The sequence below is a fragment of the Rickettsia senegalensis genome, assembly GCF_056135685.1.
In genome coordinates this window covers 83,304-109,505 of the sequence record NZ_JBVYTQ010000001.1, presented here as the reverse complement: position 1 = coordinate 109,505, position 26,202 = coordinate 83,304, and the positions used below count along the sequence as shown (strand labels likewise).

The following is a 26,202-nucleotide window of genomic DNA, read 5'->3' as shown; positions in this document are numbered from 1 at the left end:
ATGAGTACAAAGGAAGAATTTAAAATTAAAATTCGGTCATTATATAAATCATTTGCTAATCATAAGGTGTTAGACGGAATAGATTTGGATGTAAAAAAGGGCAGTTCATTAGTTATTTTAGGCGGTTCCGGTAGTGGCAAATCGGTTCTAATTAAAAATATAGTAGGACTGATTAAACCTGATAAAGGTAAAATTTTTATTGATAATGTAGAAATCCAAGATATCTCAAGTAAACAAAAATTTGAGATTATGGACGGTATAGGCTTTTTATTTCAAGGTGGAGCATTATTTGACTCCTTGAATATACGTGATAATATTACTTTCGAGACTAAAAAATTATCTAAGAAAGAAAAAAACGACCTTGCCGGTGCAAAGCTTAATTCCGTCGGTTTGTCCCCTAGAATACTCGATCTTTACCCTTCCGAATTATCGGGAGGAATGCAAAAAAGAGTAGCCCTCGCTAGGGCTATTTGTAGTACACCGTCGATTTTATTTCTTGATGAACCGACCACAGGGCTTGATCCTATAATGGCAAATGTTATCAACGAATTAATTATAAAAATCCAAGAAGAGTTAGGGGCAACTACGATTACTATAACTCATGATATGGTTAGTGCCGAAAAAATAGCTAAAGAAGTCGCTATGATTTATCAAGGAAAAATTAAATGGTACGGTAGTAAAGATGAAATGCGTAATAGTGATAATCCTTATTTAAAACAATTTATAAATGGATTAACTACCGGTCCTATAGAGGTATAAAATGTTTAAGAACTTATTATGTATAATAATATTTCTAGGTATAAACCTAAATGTTTATGCTATAAACTCTAGCTCTTATACGACAGATGATATAATAAAAATAGTAATTATTCTTGGAATAGTTATTTTAATTTTTAGTCCTGCAAAATTCCGTATAATCGTTATCGGTACTATGTTAGGTTTAGCTTGTGCCTATTTCACATATAAATACATCGTACCTATCTTTATTTCTTCACTAAACGGACCGTAATTAGCTCTTGACACTAGTGGAGTATTACTTTATATTTTTTATATATTTTATAAGTTTTAAGGTATTTAGCTTATGTCACGTAAGTGCGAGCTCACAGGTGTGGGTGTTTTATACGGCAATAATGTATCACATTCCCAGCGTAAAACTAGAAGACGTTTTGGGCCTAATTTAAGGTCAGTTAAGTTTACAAGCGATATAACAGCTGAAGGATATAGATTATCAGTTAATGCTAGATGTATTAGTTCAGTGGAAAAAGCCGGTGGGTTTGATGCGTATATTCTAAAAGCTAATGATAATGTTTTATCAAGTACGGCTAGAGCTATTAAGAAAAAAATAATTCAGACTAAAACGGCAAAATCATTATGAAAAACGGTATACATCCAGAATATAGAAAACTTTCGATTAAAGTAGGAAGTGACGTTTTTGAAACAATGTCTACTCATCCTACAGGTGAAATTTTAATGGATGTTGATTTTAGAAAGCATCCGGCATGGAATAAAGATTCCGGAAATGTAGTAAATCAATCGAACAAAAACGTTAGTGATTTCAATAAAAGATTCTCAGGTCTTTCCTTCGGTGGTAAGAAAGAAGCTAGTTAAGCTTTGTTTGTGGATACTGAAGGTCGTTTGAGCTACGGAAATTGCATAGCAATTGTACACACGCAACCTCAGGATTTTATTATTATTTCATGAGATTGCCGTGCAGCCTACGGATGCTCGCAATGATTACTCGGTATCTATGCAAGAATGACACTAGCAATATTCGCATAGTATTGGACTAAATCACAATATAACACAGGTAAATCGTCAATTCTCAATTATTGCGGGGTGGAGCAGCTCGGTAGCTCGTCAGGCTCATAACCTGAAGGTCGTTGGTTCAAATCCAGCCCCCGCTACCATATTTTTCAACTCACTTGTAATGTTATTGAAATCTGCTGATGTCATTCCTAAATCATTGTTGTTGCATGGTTTGGTTTTCCTGTCTTTACGAGAAAGCATTGACTGCGTGGACCGGTAAATGCTCTTTATGTCATTCCCGCTCAGGCGGTAATCCAGCATAAAGCGAGATAAATCGAGCTTATAATTTCAAAAAATTTGCTGTATTTATACTATTTTCTGGATTCCTGCTTCCGCAGGAATGACATCGGTATCCACGCAACAGTTCTTTGCGAGCAGTCGTAGTACTTGCGTGACAACCCAGAAAAATAATAAAAAAAAATTCTGTAAATCAGAATTTTTTACTGGATTGCGTACGTACAATTACTATCTAATTTCCTCGCAATGACGACTCGGTATTCACTCGAGCAATACCTAATTACACCAAATACAAAAGCAAATTATGACTACTCAGAAAATAGTATCTACAAAATCATCTGATGTCAGTAAGCTTTTTCGTCACCAAGCTAAATTTGTAGCCGGTGCTATGAATATAAATCAAATCCCCAATTTTTCATTACCGGAAATTGCTTTTGTCGGTAAGTCAAATGTCGGCAAATCAAGCCTAATAAATACGATATGTAATAATAAAAATCTTGCTAAAGTTTCTAATACTCCTGGACGTACTAGGCAAATCAATTTTTTTAACCTTGCAGATAAACTTATTATAGTTGACCTTCCCGGTTATGGTTTTGCTAATGTTCCTATATCAGTCAAAGAACAGTGGGAAGTGTTAATTAGCTATTATTTACGAAATAGTTATAATTTAAGGTTAGTTAACTTATTGATTGATTCAAGAAGAGGTATAAAAGAAAACGATAAAAAAGTAGCAGAGCTATTACTTGCAAATAAAAGAGAATTTCAAATTATTTTCACAAAATCCGATAAAGTTACGGATCGTAAAAACCTTAACGATGAAGCGCAGAATTTTCTTGCAACTTTAAACTACATATGTAATGTTATGTATGTAAGTAGTAGGAGTAAAGAAGGTGCAAGAGAACTTAAAGCTAGTTTGGCAAAATGCAGCAAACCTCAAAGGTAAAGAGGTAGATAGTATTTCTTCATTAAATAACATTGCTATAATTAAGAATATAATAAAGTGTAGTAGTGAGTTGAAGAATCAAGCAATAGTTCTAAAATTACCTGCTGCTATTATTATTGACGATAAATTATTTACGGCTTTTATTGAATCTGTTAGATTGCTTGAGATGTGCGGTGCTAAAATATATATAGTACATGATCATATTGATTTACGAAGTTCATCTTTAATATCACAAATAGATGAAAATTTTAGTCAGAAAATTAGTAAAATAAGCGACTATAGTTCTCTAAATAATCCTATTATTATGGAAATTTTATCTAGTTACGTTAACAAGCTTATAGTAACAAAGTTAAGTAGTATAGGTTGTTATGCAGTTGGTATTTCAGGTAAGGATGCTAATTTACTGCAAGCAAAAAAGTCAAAATTATCTCACCGAAAAATTGTAAATCATGATGTTATAAATATTGGTTTTTTTAAGTGAACCTATTATGATTAATCCGGAAATTTTATTAAATTTTGAAGATAATAATATTATACCAGTGATAGCACCATTTGCTAATGATGATCAGGACAAAACACATTTATTAAATGTTAACTTAACGGTAGCAACAATTACTTCTGCATTAAGTGCAGAACATTTAATATTGCCATATGAGATATTACAGGTATCAGAGACATTTCCGTATAATATAAAAATACGAGATATTAACTTATTGAAATCGATGTTAGATGATAGTAATAATTTCATCGAAGAAGAATTAATTAAGATAACAGTTAATGCACTTGAAAATAATAACGGTTACGTACATTTTGTGAATAGTGAAGTACCGAATTCAATATTGTCAACTATGTTTGATATTAATATAAATTAATAGAGGTTTTTTATGGCAGGAGCATTAGCATCCGATCTTTTATTTGTAGGGTTAACTAGACCGCCGATGATATTTGGAGTAAGTATTAAGTTTGCTGCATTAAATATGATAATGACGATGATAGTATTTATTTGGAATAACGGCATTATGATTTTATTCATTGCAGCTGCTTTGCATTTGGTAGCTTATATTATATGTTTTAAAGAACCGAGATTCATAGAGCTATATTTAAATAAAATGTCAAGAACTAGCCAATGTCCTAATAAATTTTACTACGGAGCAAATTCGTATAGTATTTGAGTTTTATGTCATTCCCGCGTGGATGCTAAGCCGTCATTGCGAGCAGGCGTTGTTGCGTAGATCAGTTTTACCTCTGTGTCATCCCGTGGCTTGACCACAGGATCCAGTTAAAAATACTAAAATTATTAGTATTTTATTGTTTTTATGGACCATGTGGTCAAGTGAACTAGGTGACGCAGTAGGTTTTACCGGTCTACGCAACAATGCCTTGAGAGTAGCCGTAGGCTGACAGTATAAAATTTCTGAGATTGCCGTGTCGAGGCTTTGCCTCTTCTCGCAATGACAAAATAAATCAAAATAGTTAAATCAGGTGAGGTAATGAAGTTATTTAGAACTAGAGCAGCTAAAGAATTAAGGTCTAAACAAGAAAGACCAACTTCGCATTTTATTCCTTATAAATGTCATTGGGATAGTAATACTATTTTAACAAAAGATAATTCTTTATTACAAGTTATTAAAATAAACGGATTTTCTTTTGAAACTGCTGATGATGAAGATTTAGACATTAAAAAAAATATCAGAAATGCCTTACTTAAAAATATGGCTTCGGGAAATATCGTTATGTATTTCCATACTATTAGAAGACGTAAAGCAGTAATATTTGACGATACGGAATTTACTTATGATCCTACCGTAAAAGTTCCTAATGATTTTATTACTTATTTAGGTGCGGAATGGCGTAAGAAACATGCGGGTGCTAGGTCATTTTTTAACGAATTATATGTTAGTATTTTATATAAGCCTGATACCGGCGGTGCTGCTATAGTTGAGTATTTTCTAAAGAAGCTTAGACAAAAATCTAATAAAACTGCTTGGGCAAATGACATGAAAGAGATGAAAGAAAATCTTCAAGAAATGTCAACTAGAGTGGTTAATACATTTAGAAGTTACGGAGCAAGATTACTCGGAGTTCGTCAAACGCAGTCAGGTAGTTATTGTGAAATTTTAGAATTCCTTTCATCCTTAATCAATTGCGGCGATTCACCTGGTCCTATAGCATTACCGCGTGGTACTATTGACGAATATTTACCGACCCATCGCTTATTTTTTGATTCTCGTACTATTGAAGCAAGAAGTCCGCTTGGCAAAAAATATGCCGGAATGATCAGTATACTTGAATACGGACCTAATACTTCGGCAGGAATTTTTGACGGATTTCTGCAAATGCCTTTTGAATTTGTCATGACTCAAAGCTTTGTCTTTGCTAATAGAACCGTAGCGATCAGTAAAATGCAATTACAGCAAAATAGAATGATACAATCCGGTGATAAAGCTACTTCGCAAATTGCTGAAATTAATACGGCCCTTGATATAGCCACTAGCGGTGATATCGGTTTCGGTGAGCATCATTTATCGCTTTTATGTTCCGCGAATAATATTAAAGCTTTGGAAGATATATTATCAATGGCAGCAGTTGAGCTTTCTAATTCGGGAATTCAGCCGGTTAGAGAAAAAGTTAACATGGAACCTAGCTATTGGGGACAGTTGCCGGGAAATATGGATTATATAGTACGTAAATCCACTATAAATACTCTTAATATGGCTAGCTTTGCCTCCCAACATAATTATCCGCTCGGTAAAATTAGAGATAACCATTGGGGAGAATATGTCACAGTACTTGATACTACTTCAGGTACGCCGTTTTATTTTAATTTCCATGTAAGGGATGTTGGACATACTCTAATTATCGGTCCAACCGGTGCCGGTAAAACAGTTCTTATGAATTTCTTATGTGCGGAAGCACAAAAATTCAAACCTCGTATGTACTTTTTTGATAAAGATCGAGGAGCAGAAATATTTATACGTGCTTTAAACGGAGTTTATACGGTAATTGATCCGGGATTAAAATGTAATTTTAATCCCTTGCAGCTTGAAGATACTAGTGAGAATAGAACATTTATTTTGGAGTGGCTTCGTGTACTTGTAACTTCTAACGGTGAAAGTTTAACTGCACAAGATAATAAAATCTTATCTCAAGCAGTAAGCGGTAATTTTAGATTAGAGAAAAAAGACAGACGGCTTAGTAATGTTATAGCATTTCTTGGTATTGATACACCAAATAGTTTGGCGAGTAGGATTGCAATGTGGGTTGGTAAAGGTTCACATGCTAAGATATTTGACAATGAAGTAGATAATATTGATTTACAAAAAGCAAGGGTATTCGGTTTTGATATGACTGAATTACTTAAAGACCCTGTAAGCCTTGCACCGGTATTGTTATATATCTTCCATCGCATTAATATCTCTTTAGATGGACAGAAAACTATGATAGTACTTGATGAAGCATGGGCTTTAATCGATAATCCGGTATTTGCACCTAAGATCAAAGATTGGTTAAAAGTGTTGAGAAAATTAAATACTTTTGTTATATTTGCTACGCAGAGTGTTGAAGATGCCGCAAAAAGTAGAATTAGTGATACGTTGATTCAACAAACAGCTACGCAGATTTTTTTACCTAATTTGAAAGCTACGGATATTTATCGTAGTGCATTTATGTTAAGTCAGCGAGAATATATTTTAATTAAAACTACCGACCCTACTACACGTTATTTTTTAATAAAACAAGGAATAGATGCCGTAGTTGCTAAAGTTAACTTAGACGGTATGAATAATATAATTAGTGTTTTATCCGGCAGAGTTGAGACTGTAATATTGCTCGATCAAATTAGAGAGAAATACGGCAATGATCCGGATAAGTGGTTACCTATATTTTATGAAGCAGTTAAAACATTATAGATTTAATGGATTATGTAGAGCATTGGTTCTGAGCTATCGTCATTGCGAGCGACTGAAAGGAGCGTGGCAATCTCAGGACTTTGGCACGAGATTGCTTCGCCAATTACTACGTAATTTTCCTCGCAATGACGTTAAAACCATTCCATACGAGGCAACAAGTAACTAGTCATGAAATTATTTCCTCGTAGTATACTTATAACATTAGTATTAAGCTTTGCCCTAAATTTAGGGCTAGTTACTAAAACCCATGCCAAAGATACTCTTGATAGCATTGTGGATATTTTGAGTAGCTTAACTTGCGAAACCCAAGGCGTAGGGGATTTGCTGCGTACTGAATTTTCTCATACATGTATTGCTGCTCCGTTCTTTTCTTTTGCGGTAATGAACCTTGTCTCTCCCGTTTTATACATGAATACGCTTTTAAAGCTTAAAATAAACGACAGCGATTTATTTAACGATAGTAATTTTGGAAATTTCCCCGGAGGTCAATGTACCCGTGAAAACAGAATTGATCCTAAAAATCCAGAATTACGCTTTGCTTTATGTCATAATGGCCTATTAATGGCATCTCGGGCAAAATCTGTTGCTGAATCGGCACTTGCTATTGCTAAAGCCGTCTTCACAGGGAGCGACCCTTGGGATGATATAAAGAAAGCATGGGAAAATAAAAAAAAGGAATATCATATGTCATATAGTGGTAAGCCCGGCGAAGACGGTTTTGCATTTGATTTCGGAATCCCTGCAATATATTGGAAAGTTATTCAAGATAAAGATAGAATATGTGTTTCAACAAAAGGATTCACAGGAGACGTTCCTGTCGGCTGTAAATATATGAAAGAACCGTTTCCGAAATCCATGTATAATAGTTTTATGGATGTAGCAGATAAGGATTTTATTGAAGATCCTAAGGAAACGCCTACCGATCCTTTAGCTTTAGTTTCCTGTAGTGCAGCAGGCGACGGATGTTATCAAAAAGCTTATAATGCTTCAAAAACTGCAGTAGTCATGACTTCTCCTCTTATAGAATGTATGAGGCAAATGATTGCTAGATTACTAATTAGTAAAGATGTTTGTAGTTTTGATAATGTAGAACAAGTGGTTAATTTGGCTTCAAGGCAAGATAGTGCATTATTTCAGTTCCAAGTAGGAATGTATAAAATAGTTACGGCTTTTCTAACTTTATATGTTATGTTTTTTGGCTTTAAACTATTACTTGCAGGTGAAATACCGCCAAAAAGTGAGTATATAAATTTTATATTGAAAATGATATTCGTAACTTATTTTTCAATAGGAATTAATATAACCCCTGGTAATGGCTCTCCGTATGACCGACTAGACGGTATGATTCAGTGGGCGTTTCCTTTCTTACTTGACGGTATAAACGGTTTAGCAAGTTGGGTTATGAATGCTGCTCCGTCCGGTTTATGTAAATTTAACAATCTTTCTTATGACGGTACCGTTTCTTATATTGCATTATGGGATGCGTTAGATTGTAGGGTAGCTCATTATTTAGGGCTTGATATATTATCTACGTTGCTTGTCGAAAATGCTTATCGAAGCCATGATTTTTTAAATTTTGATTTCTTTAGTTTTAGTGCTCCACCATATATTTATTTGCTAATTCCGGCGATAATATCCGGTAATATGATGTTAGTGTCACTCGCTCTTTCTTATCCGTTACTTGTGATTTCGGTTGCTGCCTTTATGGTTAATGCAACGATTATGTGTATGATATCTATAGTAATACTCGGTATTTTAGCTCCTCTTTTTGTACCTATGTTTTTATTCACATATACAAGAAATTATTTTGACAGCTGGGTTAAGCTGATGATTTCGTTCTTGCTACAGCCTATGGTGGTCGTTACTTTTATGATTACGATGTTTTCGGTATATGATTATGGTTTCTACGGTAAATGTCAATATAAGAGCAAGTTAATTCACAATAGTATAGAAGACAAAATTCAAGGTGGCATTACTTCTAAGAGGGATGTTTTAATATTTTACATTAATAATGATTGGGATGATACGTCACAATATCCTGATAAAGATGCCGTAGAAAGTTGTCAAAATAGTTTAGGTTATATGTTAAATAACCCTATTACCACAGCATTTAATTTTGCAAAAGATAGTGTAAGTGAAATCGTCGATAGTAAACCGGGGGATACCCCTACCGATAAATTTCTTGCTAAATTCCAGTTTTTATCGGGAGTAGTTTTGGAACCCGGAATGTTCTTCATGTCTCCAAAAGTGCTTTTTGAGAAAATTAAAAATATTTTACTTGCGTTAGTTACGGCATGTTTTACATTGTATTTGATGTATAATTTTAGTAGCCAGCTAGCTGAATTTGCTGCAGATATGACGGAAGGAGTAGCCCTTAATAATGTTGCTATAAAACCACAAGCAATATTTAAGGCAGGTATGGCAGCCCTTGCTGCTGCGGGTGCGGCAACTAAGGGGGTCGATCAGATAGCAAGTAGAGGAGGAGTTGGTGATTTAAAAGCTGGTCAAGGGGGAGGAGTAAGTGATAATATTGCTGCAAGCGGAGGCGGAGGAACAAATGATAATATTGCTGCAAGCGGAGGTACGTCGGTACCTACGGTAACAACACCGACAGCTTCGTCTTCTGTAGCAACTTCTAGTCCAAAAACAGTAAGTAGTGAAGCAAGATCAGATGTTGTTACTCCTCCTCCTGCTCCTCCAGAAGCTGTTTCACCACCACCTGCTAGCATTAGAACTTCTATTTCTACACCTGCACCGCAAAGTAATATTGAAACTGAAAGTGTTGGAAAAATTATAAGAGATAATAATCAAGAAAGTAAAAAAGAGATTGATAATACTCCGCCTCCACAGGAAAAAGTTGATAATGCAGCTCCACAAGAAAAAGTTGACAGCACAAGTAAAGGTACAGGAGTAATTGATTATAGTTTTAACTTAAAGGAACATGAAAATCCAGCAGGAGTAAAGCAAATACGGGAAAATGCAGAGATTCGGGATAAACGTGCAGAAGTAGAGAAAGCATGGAACGAATTAGTAGCAAGCGGCGGAGGAAGAATAAGAGATCAGCAAGGTGAAGAAACATCGGAGCGACGTGCGAATGCAGAAAAGAAATGGAATGAATTAGTCGATAGCGGTGTAGTAACTGAAATAAGAGAAAGAGATAATAGTGTAACTAATAAATTTGATAAATTAGCTGATGAACTTAATAAGCCAGAAAAAGCAAAGGTAGAAGAAAATAAAAATATAGAAAACGACAGAAAAGAAAATAATACTACTACGTCACCGCAAGAAAAAGTTGACAGTACAAGTAGGGGTTCAGGAGTAATTGATTATAGTTTTAACTTAAAGGAACATGAAAATCCGTCAGGAGTGAAGCAGATACGGGAAAATGCAGAGATTCGGGATAAACGTGTAAAAGTAGAAACAGCATGGAATGAACTAGTAGCAAGCGGAGGAGGAAGAGTAAGAGAACAAGAAGGAGAAGAAGTATCAGAACGACGTGCAAATGCTGAAAAAACATGGGATGAGTTAGTAAAAAGCGGCGTAGTAACAGAAAAAAAAGATAATGGTTCTAATGAAAACTCTTAAAACCTTAAAGATATTTATTATAGTTTGTATAGCGTCTGTAAGCTTAGCTAGCTTTGCCGGTTTTGGAGAATCATGTTCTAGTTTACCGACTACTTCAGATGGGTATTTAGAAACGGACACGGCATATGGCTATATAATTCGTAATATTGATATGAAAGATCCGAGAGGTAATTGTAACTCAGCTGCGTCTAGTATAACGTTTTGTTTTAAAAATATAGAAGGTAGTAGTAGCCCTTGCACCATATATAATTTAAATGAAGGGGACTCTAAGAAAATTAGTGATTTAAGTACTGATAATAATCCTGATCTTGGAGCAAATCCTATATTAAAGAATATCGTTTTAACGGTTAAAAAATGGGATAATGATCTATGTTTAGTTATGCCTACGTCAAGAGGACCGATGCCGGTAGCATGTAAATCTTTAAGTGCTACTCCGCCGCCTACTCCGTCTGATGATGAAAATTGTAATATAGGAAAAAGTTGCTATACGGGAGCAAATTATAGTCAATCGTTAATTAATTTTTCCGGTCTTGCAGTTCAGTGTTTGAGCGAAACGCTTAATAAAATATTTTTTGCCGGAAATGGTTGTAGCTCTCAAGATCAAAATTCTAGAATAACTAATCTTGCAGCTTTTTCTACGTTTCAAGGTTATTTAAAGAGGATTATAGGTGCGGCATTAATTCTTTATACTATGTTTTTTGCTTTTAATATGGCTCTAAATAAAGAATATGCAAGTACTGAAAAAATAGCTCTTTTTGTAATAAAGTTCTTATTTGTTGCTTATTTTTCTATCGGCCTTGGACCTTTAGATTTTAGCGGCGGTCAGCCGACAAAAGAAAACGGTATGTTAAAATATGGATTACCTCTTTTGACGGGAGCAGCACCGGACTTTGCGCAGATGATCTTTAATGCAGCAGGTTCTAGAGGATTATGTCAATTTGATAATTCAAAGTATAAGGACGGTTATAAATTTTACGGCTTATGGGACGCGATTGATTGCCGTATAGGTTATTATCTTGGCTTGGATTTACTTTATAATATAGATAAGAATGGAGTTTTAGGGAATTCGGTCGGTAATGGTCCCGGCGGTAATAATACACCTATACCTAATTTTGATCCTGACGGCAAAAAAGACAGACCGAAAGATTTAAGTAAAGCAGGAGCACTTAGATTTTTTGCCGTTATGTTTGGATTCTTTATGGCTGGAAACGTTATTATACTTGCAGCAGGTCTAGTATTTTCTGTAATATTTTTATCTATACTTTTATATTTTATTACGCATTATTTAGTTTGCATGATTACTATTTACGTTATGACATATATTTCTCCTATATTCATTCCTATGGCTCTATTTACTCGTACAAAAGCTTATTTTGACGGGTGGTTAAAAGTATGTATTTCATGTGCATTGCAGCCGGCAGTAGTAGCAGGTTTTATAGCTTTATTAATAACTATGTATGATGCTGCAATATTTAAAAATTGCGAATTTCTTAGATATGATTATGAAAAAGGGGATATTAGATTTAGTACTTTTGAATTAAGGCTTCCTAACGGCGGAGCAGATAAATGTCAGGAAAGTTTTGGATATAAAATGTTACAATATTATGCAGGTGAAGGTTGGGAAGAGCATTTATTGATACTTTTCCCAATAAAATCAATTGTTAGAGATGTTGTATCTATTTTAGCGGAACTTTTGTGCGTATTAGTATTTTCGGTTATTTTTTATTATTTCTCTAAATCTATAGGGCGATTTGCTTCTGATTTAACTAACGGTCCTAATATGGATGCAGTAACGGCAAGTCCAACTAAAATCGTTGATTTAGTAAAGAAAGGAGCAGCTTTCCTTAAGGATGCAGCCATGGCTTCACAAGGTAAGCCGCCGGTAGGAGATAAGCCGAATGTTGGAGGTAATCGCCAAGAAGGACAGAAAGGAGATGATGCACTTGCTACAGAAGGAGGTAGTAGTGCTAAAGACGCCTTATTGACGGGTGGAGGTAAATAATAGAATATGCAGAGTAACTTATTAAAAGTTTTAGGAGTACTCGCTATAGTAGCAACGCTAGTTTGCTTTATTTTTGCAGCACTTGGTATGATAGGAGCAGTAAAAGTCGGTGGCGGCTGCTACATGAGATATGCCCCGGACGGTAAAGGAGGTTCAGATTCAATAACCGGTACTATAACCCTTAATGCTAATGCTAATTATGTAAACACTTCTAAGATGTTGCCCGACGGCACGACTCAGCTTATTCCTGATCCTAATCGTTACGGTGAATGGTTAAATACTCAGGTGCTAGTAGAGAACAATCAACCGGTGAATTTACAAGTGGTCGGTCAGGTTAGTTTGTGTTTAGCTTATGTACCAAAAGATAATGTACAATTTACTGAAAGTACAAGACCTGGTAAATCTAATTTAGACGATAAAGGTAATATGATTCCGATTCCTCGTATTACCGATGCAAATAATCCGCCTCTCTCTCTAATAATGGATGCAAAAAATAATGAATGGCGTAATATTGCCGAATTATATGCTAATGATAGAGTTTTAGTTTCTGTATCTCCTAATTTTGCCAATACAGATGCGACAGTTGAAGATGTTTTTAAAGATGATAAGGTTACGAAAGATTGTTCCCAAGGCAAAACTTCTTACGATCCGATTTGTGGAAAATATTCTGTTTATCACGGTGAATATGTTAATGATTGTGCATGGAGAGACAATTATTGGAAATGTAATTATCATCATTACTGTGATACGAGTTTTTTGGGGGGGTGCGGTCTTGGGTGTCCATGTACCTTTGGAAAAATATGTTGTGGGGAATGGATATGCGATTCATGTGGAGCATGGGTTAATATTCCTGCTTCTATGCCAGAAGCTTATAAAGATGATGGTAGTGTTACAAAAGCGTGGAGTGATAATATCAACAATTTATTTTTTGACCTCTTTAATTTAGAGTGTTCTAATAACTCTAAGACTCTTCCAAATGGTCAATGTCCTGATGCTGTTAGAGATCGTAGTCCTAAAAATCTAGATTTTATCAAAGGACGTTGCAGTGGAATATGGATTAAGGATCAATGTATTGGGGGAACTGTTTCAACACCGGAGCTTTCAAATTATAAATATTTTTGGTATACGGCGGATGGTAAAGGAGGCAAAGGACCAACCGGATTAATATATCAAATGAATGATGCGGGCTCTGTAAGTCAAGCTCTGCCTTCTAAGCTAGAATTTGCTAAATTTGTTGCAGATACAGATCAACCGGCTGACTATAAAGATAAAGACGGTAAATATTTATATAAAGTTATATATAATATACCTTTTAATAGCAATACTGAAAAAAGCTATTTACAATATAGGCTTTGGTCTCCCGCCTCACAAGATGCTAGTAAGAATACGGGAGGATATGTTCTAAATATTAAACAGACTAAATGTTATAGAGAAAACGGTAATAGTTTTAGCGATACTTTTAATGATCGGGGGCGAGTGCAATACATAATAGTAAAGCCTTCGGAAAACCCGAATATTAGCGGTAAAACCTATTCACCTCAAGGAATTAACGTTGATAGTGAAGGTAAATATAACTTTAACGCAAATGAGGCGGGTTATATATGGATGAAAATTCTAAATAATCCTAATAATAATTTAAGGGACTATAAAGATAGTGAAGGTAGCTATAAAGTACATTTCTCAACATCCTTAAAAGTAGAAAGTTTTACTATTAAAGTAATGAATCCGTTACTTGAGTTATTTAAAACTAAAGTACAAGGAGCTGCTACTTCTATTTTTAAAAATATGGTATGTTATAAAGCTAATGATAATTCATCTTGTACTAACTTTTTTACCTATATTAAAGCAATTTTAATTCTGTATGTGATGGCTTACGGAGCAATGTTCTTGCTTGGTTTTGCTAAGATAAACCAAAAAGAGCTAGTAACTAGAATAGCAAAAATCGGGGTAGTTAGCGGACTTATGAACGGTAATACTTTTGAATTTTTCAATAACTATCTTTTTGATGCAATTACCAATTTTTCAGACACAATTATTGCTAATATGAGTGGATATAGTTTGTTTACTTCTACTAATACTATTTCTAATCCTTTCATGTTTTTAGATGCAGTAATGAGTAAAATATTGTTTAGTCAAACCTTTATCGCTCAATTACTTTCACTTCTTTCTCTTGGACTTAGCGGTATTATATATTTTATAATTACTTTTATTGCAGTTGGTATAGTAATTATTACGGCACTTAGAGCTGTTGCCGTTTATATTATGGCATTTATAGCAACTTGTATATTAATCGGTATAGCCCCTTTATTTATTAGTTTCATATTATTTGATTTTACTAGGTATTTATTTGATAATTGGGTGAGGTTTACCATCCGCTATATGATAGAACCAGTAGTTATGATGGCAGGTATTATAGTGCTAACCCAGCTATTTACCATTTATCTAGATTTTGTTTTAGGTTATAGCGTTTGTTGGAAATGTGCTTTACCGATAAAAATTCCGTTTATCGGTACTATTTTACCTATTGCATTGCTGAATGTACCTATCTTCTGTATTAATTGGTTTGCACCTTGGGGAATGGATTATATGTCAGGTATGATGGGAGTAAATATGCAAAATATCGTAGCTCTAGTTATTATTGCTTATGGTATGTATGGTTATGTCGAATTTTCAGGGCGTATGGTAGCAAAATTAACTAGTGCTGCCGGACCTTCGGCTACTGAAATTGGTGGTAGAATGTCTCATGATGCAGGGCAAAAAGCATTAAGTCCAATAGGAATGGATGATAAAACAAGACAAGGTATTACCGGCAGAGCGGAAGTGCGATTAAAACAACGCAATAAGAAGCTCGATCAGGCTGAGAAAAATAGGAAAAATACGCCAAAAGAAGGGGACGAAAAGACAAATGAAGAGCCACCTAAACCTGAAACACCAAAATAGAGGGGTGTGTTATATGGATACCAAATCGTCATTGCGGGAAGAAACTGTAAGTTTCGACGAAGCAATCTCAGGCAAGATTCCTGAGATTGCCACGCTCTTTTCAGTCGTTCGCAATGACGATGGAAATCGATCCATGCAACAAGACCGAATAACAATTTAAAATTATGAAAATTCTTAAGAGTTTAGTTTTATTAGTTTTGTTTATGGCGATGCCAGCTAAAGCTGATGATGCTTTTTCATGGATGTCAACCAGTTTTGGTGGGTTAAAAAGCTTATTCGGTTGTTTAGAAGTGCCTGAATTTACAAGTTTTAAAGAGGGTAATATAGGTATTAGTTTATCTACAGCCGGAACTTGGCAATCAACAGGTAATACTGTTGAGAAAGGTAAATTGTTAAAAATAAACTGGTCTACTTCAGGTATTACTCCTGAACCTAGAAAATATCTAGTATTATATAGAATTGATCCAAGATTTAGTACGCCGCAAGTTTTCATTAAAACTTATAATTATTCTAAATTACAATTTGAAGCTTTAGGATTTCCTCGTTTTGTTACGGACAATAACGGTACAACACCTGAGGCTATACCGCCTGATAAAGACCTTGATGCACTTTCATTTACTAAAATGTCTGATTCTGTTAAATATTTTAACTATTCTAACGGTAATTTGAGAATTGAGGTTAAGGCCGGCGATGTAGTAAATATTAGTTTAGTTGGTAAAGATAATTTTTTTAGCCCTAATACTCTAGATAATATTTTAACGCAGGAACTTGATAGTTCAATATTTGCTGCTTCTGCACTTTATACTCAAAGTAACCTTGGAAATTTTGAAAATAGAATCATTTACTCATCTGCAAAGGAGGTATGCGATCTTATAGACGCTTCAAGAGATCCTGATAAACCAAGCGGGTGTAGCGGTACTGGCTCAGCTACAAAATATAAAAGTATAAATAGTAACGAAGCATTAGTCGGCAAACCTATGATAACGAGAGCGGTACAAAATTTCATGGGCTTAATTAATCCTTGTCCTGCTAATGCCGGTATAAATACTAGCCCTGCTTGTTATTACGATCAAGGTAGAGGGATGATAATTAAAGTAGGTGGGCAGGTTATTAAGGAACGAGATCAGAGTTTTGTAAATTCAGGCAGCACTCAAAGTAGCTTTATATATTATCAAGCCACTAGCGGCGGTACTATGGATTTTACTAGCGATTGGCAAGTTAATAACATGTTTAGTAATTCAGTTTTAATGAGTGATTGGAGCCGAAATTTTTCAAATTATGCTAATTTTGTAGATTATATAAATAAGAATGATTGGTCAGCTAATTTTTTATATTTCGGTCGTTATTCAATGATTGTTGAAATAGGCAATGGGACAAATTCAATTAGTCCGGGTGATCAGCAAAATATAAGTTTAGAATATTTAATAACATCTGATAGTACGTTACCTGATCCATCTGTTCGTGGTACGCCGGTAGATTACAACTTTGCGGCTGATGCACCGCAAGATGGATATTTATGGTTAAGGGTGGTAAACCCTAATAGTAATATACAAGGGGTGGTTAGTGTAAATTATGCTAATTATACCGGTACAACTTGGTTTTCTGATATAATATATAACGGTGCTATTAAACCTATTACCGATCAATTTAGAACTTTTAGTCAAAACTTTTATATTAAGTTAGTTAAAAATTCTGCAGTGAAGAATATAGCTAAAGCTGCATTAACCCTTTATGTTACTATATTTGGGCTAATGTTCGTTGCGGGAGCATTAAAATTAACTGCCGTAGAAGTAATAACACGTATATGCAAAATAGCTATAGTAGCTTTTTTAATTAGAGAAGAAAGTTGGGGCTTCTTTAATACATACTTCTTTAGCGCATTTACTAACGGTATTGATTTCTTTTTAACTAACGTAGTAGGTGCTACAAGCTCTAGAGCTAATATTTTTGGTTTTATTGATCCTATATTTGATAAATATACTAACGGTAGGATATGGGGATTACTATTTATCGAATTATTACAAATACATAATGGTTTAGCATTTATCGCTATTATAACCATTTATTCACTTATTACTTATTTTAGAGCTATTTTAGAAGTTATAATAGGCTATGTTATTGCATTCATAGGGCTAACTGTTATGATTTCATTAGCACCGTTTTTCATAATATTAATGTTATTTGAAAAAACTAAAAGTTTATTTGATAATTGGATATCGACATTGCTTAGCTATGTAGTGCAGCCAACTGTACTATTGATCTTCTTTTTATTGATAGACCAGGTTTTATCTGAGCAGCTTTTAAAAGTAGTAGTTAGAGCTTGCTGGGATACTCTTATACCAATAAAAATAGGTCTTGATTTAACAAATCTTGGTATTCCGATTAATTTCTCTTTTACATTACCGTTTTTACCTGGAATACCTTTTTATGTTCCGGATGTACCGGAAATTAGTAGCTCGAATATTCTAACGAACAAGGCTAATACTTTCTTAGTATTATTTACTACGGCTTTATTATTTTATTCATATTGCTTGATGTCATATGGTTTAGTAACTTTTGTAAATATAGTAGTCGGAATGCTTACAAATGTTACACCGGCACGAATATCAGGAAATTATCAAGAACGTTCTGATCCTGTGGGAGCCGTTATGCAGGATATAGGTTCGGTAACAAAACCGATTAAAAAGGCTGCAATGGCTCCGGCTAGAGTTTTCAAAGACAAGATAATTGATCAAAATTATAAAGCTAGAAAACCGAAAGGAGGCGGTGAGCATACCAATAAATTCCTTGCCGAGCGTAATGACGTACCGAAGAAAGAGGAAGGAGAGAGGAAAGAATAATTGTAAATATTTTCGCCGTCATTGCGAGGAAAATTACGAAGTAATTTGACGAAGCAATCTCAGGAATTTCGTACTGTGTCATGAGATTGCCGCGCTCCCTACGGCCGTTTGCAATGACGCTATATAAAAATAACTTAAAATAAATGAACAAAAATATTTTTATTACATTATTAATATCATCGTTATTACTGCTTTCCGGTTGTACCGGCGATACTTGTATTGACCCTGATGATTTTGGTTTTATCAAATTCAATGTCTCCTCTAGATATAATCCGGAAGAAATTACTTCAAGACAGGAAGGTGATCAGGTAGTACCATGGCGTGATAGTGCTTATAAAGTAAATGGTTATCCTTTAACCGTTATGGTAAGACCGTGGAGTTATATACTTGGTGATAAAAATACTTCAGGTCAGTTATCTGCATGGTGTCCGTGGTATGGTCAGAAAAATAACACAACTACTTTGGCTGCTTTTTGCGTTAAGCTACAACCGTGTACTTTTTGGGATAATGCTAGACTTAATATGTGTACTCCTAATCCCGCAAATCAAAATGACGCAATGATTAGTAATCCTCCATGCATAATGACAGACGGTGTCGGGCTTTATTTTCTTATTGCCGCTAAAAATACCGATCCCAATATTTCACCGGACTCACAGCGTAAACCGCAAGGTATAACTCAGCATTTAGGTGAGCTTACTTCGAGTGCAGGCTATAAATTTTATAGTATTAGTAGTACAGGACAATTCTTACCAGCAGGGGGAATAAATTATCAATATAAAGGTGAGGATAAGTCAAAATATGCTCAATCTCCTCTTTATTTTAAGATTATAGATAAATTTTATGATGATAATAGCGGGCAATATAGATTAGTAATCAAGTCCGGAGTTACTGATACTAGACCCGATCCGCTACAATTTTTAACGGATTTGATAAAAGGAGTATTATTTGGTAAGGATGGGATTATAAAGAAAACTTATCAACAAATAATTGATACGCCGGGTTATAGGATGAGCATCTCGGCTATTTTAACTCTATATATAATGTTTACGGGTTTTTCCTTTTTAATAGGTAATATAAACCTTACTCATGTCGAACTTATAATTAGAATATTAAAAGTTAGTATAGTCTCAATATTATTAAGTACGGATAAAGCATGGGCTTTTTTTCATGATTATTTATTCGTATTTTTTATTGACGGAGTTCAGCAAATACTGCAAATAATTAATGAAGCTGCAGCTACCGGTCCTGGTTCTCAAAGTTTGCTGGGGTTACTTATTGCTCCTCAAACTTTATCTAAATTATTTTCTTTACTATTTGTTGATTGGCTTGGTTTTATATATATCATTCTATATTTAATAGCCCTATATTTTATTTTCTTTCTTATATTTAAAGCTACTATTATCTATCTAACCGCTCTTATAACTATCGGTATGATTATAATTATGGGACCGATATTTATTTGTTTCATGTTGTTTAATATAACTCGTTCGTTATTTGAGAATTGGTTAAGACAATTAATATCATATGCATTACAGCCTATAATTTTATTTGCCGGTATCGCTTTTATTTCAATGATCATCAGAACCGAAATATATTCAACTCTTGGTTTTGGGGTATGTAAACATGATTTTCCTAATTTAGGTCCGATAAATGAAATATTCGGTAGTTTTCTTGAGGATATAGATCCAAGCCTTGGTAATTCAATATTTTATTGGTGGTTCCCTGTACCAATGAAAGGAGGCATAAATAATTTCCACAAAGCAAAGATATTAGTTCCCGAAGATCATATAATAGTAGATGATTCTTGTAAGAATGACCCTGATAAATGTAAGCATTGTGCTGCGTATGAGTGTATAGATGAACGCTATATTGAATTACCGTTTTTAGATTTAGTTAAAGATGCAAAAAGGATTAGTAATTTTATAAACGGGAAATTTGTCCAACTTGATGGGATATTACTAATTTTCGTGTCTATTTATTTGCTAAGTAAATTTAATGATACTGCTATATCGACTGCACAATTTATTGCCGGTACTTCAGGTAATTTAACAGACATACAAAAAGTTAATCAGCAATCTTATGAATCTGCAGCGAAGCAAATGAATAGACCGCTAAGTTATGTAGCTAAGACGGTAAGTGCACCTATAACTACTCGTGTAAGTGCGAAGTTAGCAGAAACTAGTATGTTCTTTGCTAAAGGATTTGAAGATATAATGATGGGAAGGCTTGAAAAGCAAGCTCTCGGTTCTTCAGCAAACAAAGCCGTACAAAATGAGGTTAAGAGAAAATACGGTATAGATTCTAAAGATGTAAAAATGAATGCTATTACTGATTATGAAAACGGTATTTCAGAATTGTTAAAGAATTTACCTAAAGGGAATGAATTAAAAGCAAAAGAACTATCGCAAATGAAATTTACTCAGCTTCGAGATAAAATTGCTGCAAATAAATATGGAGTGAAAGATTACGCCGCTTTAAGTGAAGAACAAAAAAGAGAGCTTGATAAGTCATTAAAAGATGCTAACTTACGTGAACTCGCTAGCGATGCGAACTTTACTAAAGATTATCAAGATGCTTATAAATATGCTCACCAAGAAATGTCAGGGCGAGGCGTCGGTCTGTTCGGTAAAAATATAAAACCGCTTAGAAGTTGGCAAGAGATGGAGCATCGTATTGATACAAAACGTAAATTAAAAGAAGAAAGGCGTGTAGGTATAGGTGAAAAACTCTATGCCGGTTATACGGGAATAAAAAGAGGAGCTTTAACTGCAATAGTCGGTCAAGATTTACGTGATGCTTATGAGGGTAATCTAACCAGTGCCGAATGGCATGATTTTGAATATAACGATCCAAGGCTTAGAACTTATAGCGAAAAATTAAAAGATAATGAAAAAGCACGGGAACGTGAAGAACTCCAAATGCATATTAATAAAGAAACGTTAGCTGCTCAAGCAGATATATTATCACCGGAATATCTAGCAAGACTAGAAAAAGCAGGTAGACAGAGTGATGTAGAATATTATCAAGAATTAGCTCAAAGAAAGCTTATTCATGAGGTGCGTGGTAGGTTATTCGAGGAAGGTGAACCGGTAATGATGGGCGACAGATTTATGCGTGAGCAAGCTACTGATTCTCAGATGCGAGATATGATAGATAACGCCCATAGAAAACATGCAGAATTTATAGAAGGAGATCGATATACTCGTCGCCAAGGGCATTATGATATTATGCACGAGAAAGCTGAAGGAAATTTAGAACAAACTTATAAAGAGCTTAAAGATCATTTCAAAAGAGATGATATCAACATTGAGGAAATGCCGGCATTAATAGCACAAAAGATCAAAGATACTGAGCAGGGACCTGAAGTAGACGCAAAGATTACGGAAGAGCTTAATAACTTTAATGCTGATGTTAAAAATTATGAATATAGTACTGAAGTATTAAATAAAATAGAGGATAGAAAGCAAGCTATTACCGATGAAGTCAATGCTCAGATCGATCAGATTAATAAATATAGGGAACATGCCAAAATGGAAAAATATGTGAGACCAATAGTAAATGAAGGCAGAAAACTAAGAAAATTAGAAGATCATTTGAGAGGGATGAAATAGTATACTCGCTGAATTTGAAAAATTGGCTACGCCGTCTTTGTAAGTCCTTGTATGCTCACGTATTTAGTATACGCTCCGCTCCTCGGCTTACAGACCCATTGCTCTTTTTCAAATTGAGCTTCGTCTACCAATCATCTATTTACTAGGTTGTTTTTTAAGTGATTGTAGTATATAGAATATGTAAAAATAAAATGTTTATAAACGATAAAACTAAAAATGGTTCTGAAGAACTTAAATATTTATCATCAGAGAAAAGCTTAAAATCACAAAAAAACTGGGAAGAAGTCTTTAAAGAACTAAGCGAAAACCCCACTGATGATTTTTTCCTTGAAGGAAGAGAGGATTCACCACCGCAAGAACGAAATTGGAAATTATTTAAATGATTGACATATAGTGTAGAAGTCAAGATTTAATCTTACAGACATTATAAAAATTATATCTGAATGTCTGATAAGTTATGACTGTCAGATGAGTATTCAAGATATAAGATTTCGTTATTCTTTTCAACAGCTAACTTTTTACTATCCATAAAAGTCTGCATAGGTGTTTTTCCATAGCAATATTTACCGGAATGCGGTCTTTCATTATTATAATATTCTAGCCAAATATCAAGATCTAGTTGTAGATCATCAAGATCAGTATAGATCTTTTTACGCATAGCAGTATCAAAGAATTCTTGTTTCATAGTTTTATTAAAACGTTCACACATACCATTTGTTTGAGGAGAATATGCTTTAGTAGTAGTATGCTCAATACCCTCAATGCTTAAGAACAATTCAAAAGCATGATGTTCTATATTACCTTTATACTCACCACCTCTATCAGTTAAAATACGAAGTACTGGTATTTGCTGACTCTCATACCATGGTAACACTCTATCATTAAGCATGTCAGCAGCGGTAAGTGCTGTTTTATCAGTATATAGTTTAGCCTCTGCAACCCGAGTGTAACTATCAATAAACACTTGAGAATATACCTTGCCTATGCCTTTAAAATTACCTACATAATATGTGTCTTGGCATCCTAGATAACCTGGATGCTGTGTATCAATCTCACCATGAGCTTCTTTCTCGCTACGCCGTTTCTCTAATACTTGTAACTGAGCTTCGGTAAGAACAATACCATCCTGAGCCATTTTGGCTTCTAATGCTTTAAGTCTTTTATTGATATTATTTAAATCATTACGTAGCCAAATAGATCTAACTCCTCCAGGTGATACAAGAATACCAGTCTTTTTAAGCTCATTTGATACTCGCAGCTGACCATAAGCAGGGTATTCTATTGCCATATCTAATACTGCTCTCTCTACGGCAGGATCAACTCTATTCGCTATAATTGGCTTCTTCCGACTAATCTCATATAATGCTTCTTCTCCTCCTGTTTCATATAACTCTTTAAACCTATAATAACTGTCTCTACTGTAGCCCATAGCTTTACATGCTGACGATATACTACCAAGACTCCTAGCTAATTCTAGTAATCCTATTTTTGGCTTTATTATTTTTTGATTTAGATTCATCTCTAATCCTCCATTTAATATTATCTTAATTTTACTAAATGTAAGATTAAATCTCAACTATTACACATATAGTTCTTATGTAATTCCTGCGAAAGCAGGAATCCAGTACTTTTCACTGTCACCCCATGGCTTGACCACGGGATCCACAAAAACAATAAAAAAATACTAATAATTTTAGTATTTTTGACTGGATCCCGTGGTCAAGCCACGGGATGACATTTCCCTTTTTTCTAGATTCCCGCTTCTGCGGGAATGACATTAAAGATATTTTTTGATCCACGTAGGCAAGCCACCACGGGATGACATCGATATACACTGTTGCGTTAATGGCACTTAAGAAATTTCCACTAAAAACAATAACTAGTTTCTCCTTTATTAATTAACTTATATATTATCTAATTAAGTTAGTGATTAATTTATTAAGGGGTTTATGAAGAAACAACATATAATAAACGAGACTTTTTTAGATGCAATTCTAGCTAAGAAATTAGGCACTACTTATACTCCGCCAAAAGAAATCAACGATCCTGACTTTGATGAAGCAGCAAAGCATTTCATCGATCTATTACTTAGAGCCGACGGCTTTAAGCCTGTTAAAACTGCAGTAGTTCATCCAATCGATAAAGAATCATTACTCGGTGCAGTTAGAGCAGCACAATTTAATGTAATAAAACCAGTCTTGATTGGTCCGCAACATAAAATTGAATCAGTAGCAAAAGTTAATAATGTCGATCTTGAGGATTATCAAGTAATTAACGTTGAGCATAGCCACGAGGCAGCAAAAAAAGCCGTAGAGCTTGCAAAGAAAAGAGAAGTTGCGGCTATTATGAAAGGGTCTCTTCATACTGATGAGCTTATGTCTGCAGTAGTTCATAAGGAGAATGGACTACGTACCGAACGCCGTATAAGCCATGCTTTTTTAATGGCAGTTGCAACGTTCCCAAAGCCTTTTATTATTACTGATGCTGCTATTAATATCCGTCCTACTTTAGAAGATAAGCGTGATATAGTGCAGAATGCTATTGATTTAATGCATATGATCAAAGAAGACAAGCAGGTTAGAGTTGCGGTATTGTCAGCAGTTGAGACGGTAACCTCCGCAATCCCTACAACCCTTGACGCCGCCGCTTTATCAAAAATGACAGATCGAGGGCAAATTACGAATGCTATAGTTGATGGACCGCTTGCGTTTGATAATGCTATATCTTTATTTGCTGCAGAAGCAAAAGGCATTAGTTCTTCGGTTTCAGGGAATGCCGATATATTAGTAGTACCTGATCTTGAATCAGGCAATATGCTTGCAAAGCAGCTAAAATATTTGGGTCAAGCGGTTATGGCGGGTATCGTTCTTGGAGCCCGTGTGCCTATTATTTTAACAAGTAGAGCCGATCCTATGGATATGCGTGTTATTTCCTGTGTACTTGCTTCATTTATCTATAATCACACTAAGGCAAAGCTACATATCCAAGCAGGTAAATAATATGAAAGATGTTATTTTAATAGCTAATGCCGGCTCATCTAGTTTAAAAATTTCTATTTTTGAAATTCAGAATAAAAAAGTTAAGGATAAAATTTATAATATTTTTTTAGAGAAGAATGACAATAAAATATTATTTCATATAAATAAAAAACAGGAATCTGCTACCGACATTAAAGATGATGCTATTGAAATGATGATTGATCTTTTTGAAGATTGGTGGAAAAAACAAGAGAATCTCAATTTAATTGCAACCGGTCACCGTATTGTCCATGGCGGGAAAAATTTTAATAAACCGGTTATTGTTAATGAAAAAGTTAGCGAAGATTTGACAGTATTAATACCCCTAAGCCCTTTACATCAACCATATAATTTGCAGGTACTGGATTTATTTCTTCAAAAATATAAAGAAATCTTACATATAGCATGTTTTGATACGTCGTTTCATTTTACTAATCCGCCTATTACAAAAGCTTTCGGTTTACCGAAAAAATATTATGATAAAGGGATAATTCGTTACGGTTTTCATGGGTTATCATATAAATATGTTAGCAGCCATTTTAAAGAAATGACGAAGGAAGATTTACCTACAAAGACTATTATAGCTCACTTAGGAAGCGGTAGTAGTCTATGTGCTATTAAAAATGGTCTTAGTCTAACAAGTTCCATGGGCTTTAGCGTACTCGATGGTGTTATGATGAGTACAAGGACAGGCAACCTTGATCCTGGAGTAGTGTTATATCTTATCGACCATGAGAAAATGACTACGAAAGAAGTAACTGAGTTACTATATAAGAAATCAGGATTACTCGGTATGTCCGGTGAAAGCTCTGATATGCGTACCTTGCTTGCCAGTAACTCACCTGATGCTAAATTTGCTATAGATTTATTCGTGTATCGCATTGTACTTGAAATAGGTAAGTTAACTGCTGCCCTTGAGGGGCTTGATTGTCTAATTTTTACTGCCGGTGTTGGACAGAATTCCGCTGTAATACGTAAAATGATTACCAAAAAACTTATATGGCTAGGCATTAAAATAGATGATGCAAAAAACCAAGAAAAAGAACATCTAATAAGTACATCTGATAGTAAGGTTAAAGTTTTTGCTGTGCCGACAAACGAAGAGCTAATCATCGCTGAAGAAGTAATGAAGTTTTTATAACACAAATTGGTTAATTTTTAATTACTTCTATCTCTATTTTTCTTTATTAACTTTTTTTGAAATAAAATATATGCAACTATAGATATATTTTTAACTTAAATTTTGAGGGAAGTTATGCCGGAAGATTTTGATAAAAAGAAAGCAGAAAAACAAATAAAGGATATTAAAAATA

At 34.5% G+C, this 26,202-nt stretch carries 15 protein-coding genes, 1 tRNA gene and 3 pseudogenes; 18 read left to right on the top strand and 1 reads right to left on the bottom strand.

The genetic code is table 11. The annotated features are described in order from the left end of the window. From AC0ODJ_RS00495 to AC0ODJ_RS00420, 16 genes and pseudogenes are all read left to right on the top strand, one after another. Positions 1 to 759: an ABC transporter ATP-binding protein gene (locus tag AC0ODJ_RS00495; protein ID WP_218460987.1), complete on the top strand. Its 759-nt coding sequence runs from the start codon at positions 1 to 3 to the stop codon at positions 757 to 759. Between the two features lies 1 nt (position 760). Then, positions 761 to 1,009 carry a DUF5510 family protein gene (locus AC0ODJ_RS00490; protein WP_040256865.1) on the top strand — a complete coding sequence of 83 codons (249 nt, stop codon included), beginning with the start codon at positions 761 to 763 and terminating at the stop codon, positions 1,007 to 1,009. Positions 1,010 to 1,081: 72 nt separating this feature from the next. Then, entirely contained in the window at positions 1,082 to 1,375 is a 294-nt protein-coding gene (gene rpmB, locus AC0ODJ_RS00485; protein WP_218460986.1) for a 50S ribosomal protein L28, read from the top strand. Then, complete coding sequence (gene rpmE / locus AC0ODJ_RS00480; protein ID WP_218460985.1) at positions 1,372 to 1,608, top strand: 50S ribosomal protein L31; 237 nt, start codon at positions 1,372 to 1,374, stop codon at positions 1,606 to 1,608. The genes rpmB and rpmE overlap by 4 nt, the downstream gene beginning before the upstream one ends. A 222-nt stretch (positions 1,609 to 1,830) precedes the next feature. Next, a tRNA-Met gene (locus tag AC0ODJ_RS00475) sits at positions 1,831 to 1,907 on the top strand. Positions 1,908 to 2,347: 440 nt separating this feature from the next. Next, positions 2,348 to 2,986 carry a ribosome biogenesis GTP-binding protein YihA/YsxC gene (gene yihA / locus AC0ODJ_RS00470; protein WP_218460984.1) on the top strand — a complete coding sequence of 213 codons (639 nt, stop codon included), beginning with the start codon at positions 2,348 to 2,350 and terminating at the stop codon, positions 2,984 to 2,986. Beyond that, positions 2,934 to 3,858, top strand: a pseudogene (locus tag AC0ODJ_RS00465) (amino acid kinase family protein). The gene yihA and the pseudogene AC0ODJ_RS00465 overlap by 53 nt, the downstream one beginning before the upstream one ends. A 12-nt stretch (positions 3,859 to 3,870) precedes the next feature. Further along, complete coding sequence (locus tag AC0ODJ_RS00460) at positions 3,871 to 4,158, top strand: type IV secretion system protein VirB3 (RefSeq protein WP_218460983.1); 288 nt, start codon at positions 3,871 to 3,873, stop codon at positions 4,156 to 4,158. A gap of 318 nt (positions 4,159 to 4,476) precedes the next feature. After that, positions 4,477 to 6,894 carry a VirB4 family type IV secretion/conjugal transfer ATPase gene (locus AC0ODJ_RS00455; protein WP_218460982.1) on the top strand — a complete coding sequence of 806 codons (2,418 nt, stop codon included), beginning with the start codon at positions 4,477 to 4,479 and terminating at the stop codon, positions 6,892 to 6,894. 168 nt (positions 6,895 to 7,062) lie between these two features. Further along, positions 7,063 to 10,479, top strand: a complete 3,417-nt coding sequence (locus AC0ODJ_RS00450; protein WP_474464494.1) for a TrbL/VirB6 family protein — start codon at positions 7,063 to 7,065, stop codon at positions 10,477 to 10,479. Further along, positions 10,466 to 12,481 carry a TrbL/VirB6 family protein gene (locus tag AC0ODJ_RS00445; protein ID WP_218460980.1) on the top strand — a complete coding sequence of 672 codons (2,016 nt, stop codon included), beginning with the start codon at positions 10,466 to 10,468 and terminating at the stop codon, positions 12,479 to 12,481. Before AC0ODJ_RS00450 ends, AC0ODJ_RS00445 begins: the two co-directional genes overlap by 14 nt. Before the next feature lie 6 nt (positions 12,482 to 12,487). After that, positions 12,488 to 13,519: pseudogene (locus AC0ODJ_RS00440) on the top strand (type IV secretion system protein); the annotation flags it as partial. A gap of 75 nt (positions 13,520 to 13,594) precedes the next feature. Further along, a pseudogene (locus AC0ODJ_RS00435) lies at positions 13,595 to 15,421 on the top strand (TrbL/VirB6 family protein); the annotation flags it as partial. A gap of 164 nt (positions 15,422 to 15,585) precedes the next feature. Continuing rightward, a complete protein-coding gene (locus tag AC0ODJ_RS00430; protein WP_474464489.1) occupies positions 15,586 to 18,261 on the top strand; it encodes a TrbL/VirB6 family protein in 2,676 nt (891 codons plus the stop codon). Between the two features lie 143 nt (positions 18,262 to 18,404). Then, positions 18,405 to 21,872: a type IV secretion system protein gene (locus AC0ODJ_RS00425; protein ID WP_218460977.1), complete on the top strand. Its 3,468-nt coding sequence runs from the start codon at positions 18,405 to 18,407 to the stop codon at positions 21,870 to 21,872. Between the two features lie 191 nt (positions 21,873 to 22,063). Next, on the top strand, positions 22,064 to 22,255 hold the full coding sequence (locus AC0ODJ_RS00420) for a hypothetical protein (RefSeq protein WP_256621596.1): 192 nt from the start codon (positions 22,064 to 22,066) through the stop codon (positions 22,253 to 22,255). Between the two features lie 50 nt (positions 22,256 to 22,305). On the opposite strand, the gene AC0ODJ_RS00415 is transcribed toward AC0ODJ_RS00420, so the two are convergent. Further along, entirely contained in the window at positions 22,306 to 23,391 is a 1,086-nt protein-coding gene (locus AC0ODJ_RS00415) for an IS481 family transposase (RefSeq protein ID WP_127896995.1), read from the bottom strand. Between the two features lie 430 nt (positions 23,392 to 23,821). Here AC0ODJ_RS00415 and AC0ODJ_RS00410 point away from each other — a divergent pair, with 430 nt between their 5' ends. Together AC0ODJ_RS00410 and AC0ODJ_RS00405 are read left to right on the top strand one after the other, a co-directional pair. Then, the gene (locus AC0ODJ_RS00410; protein ID WP_218460361.1) at positions 23,822 to 24,871 is read left to right on the top strand and encodes a phosphate acetyltransferase; all 1,050 of its coding nucleotides are present in this window, start codon (positions 23,822 to 23,824) and stop codon (positions 24,869 to 24,871) included. Between the two features lies 1 nt (position 24,872). Beyond that, complete coding sequence (locus AC0ODJ_RS00405) at positions 24,873 to 26,030, top strand: acetate/propionate family kinase (RefSeq protein WP_218460360.1); 1,158 nt, start codon at positions 24,873 to 24,875, stop codon at positions 26,028 to 26,030. Positions 26,031 to 26,202: the final 172 nt, after the last annotated feature.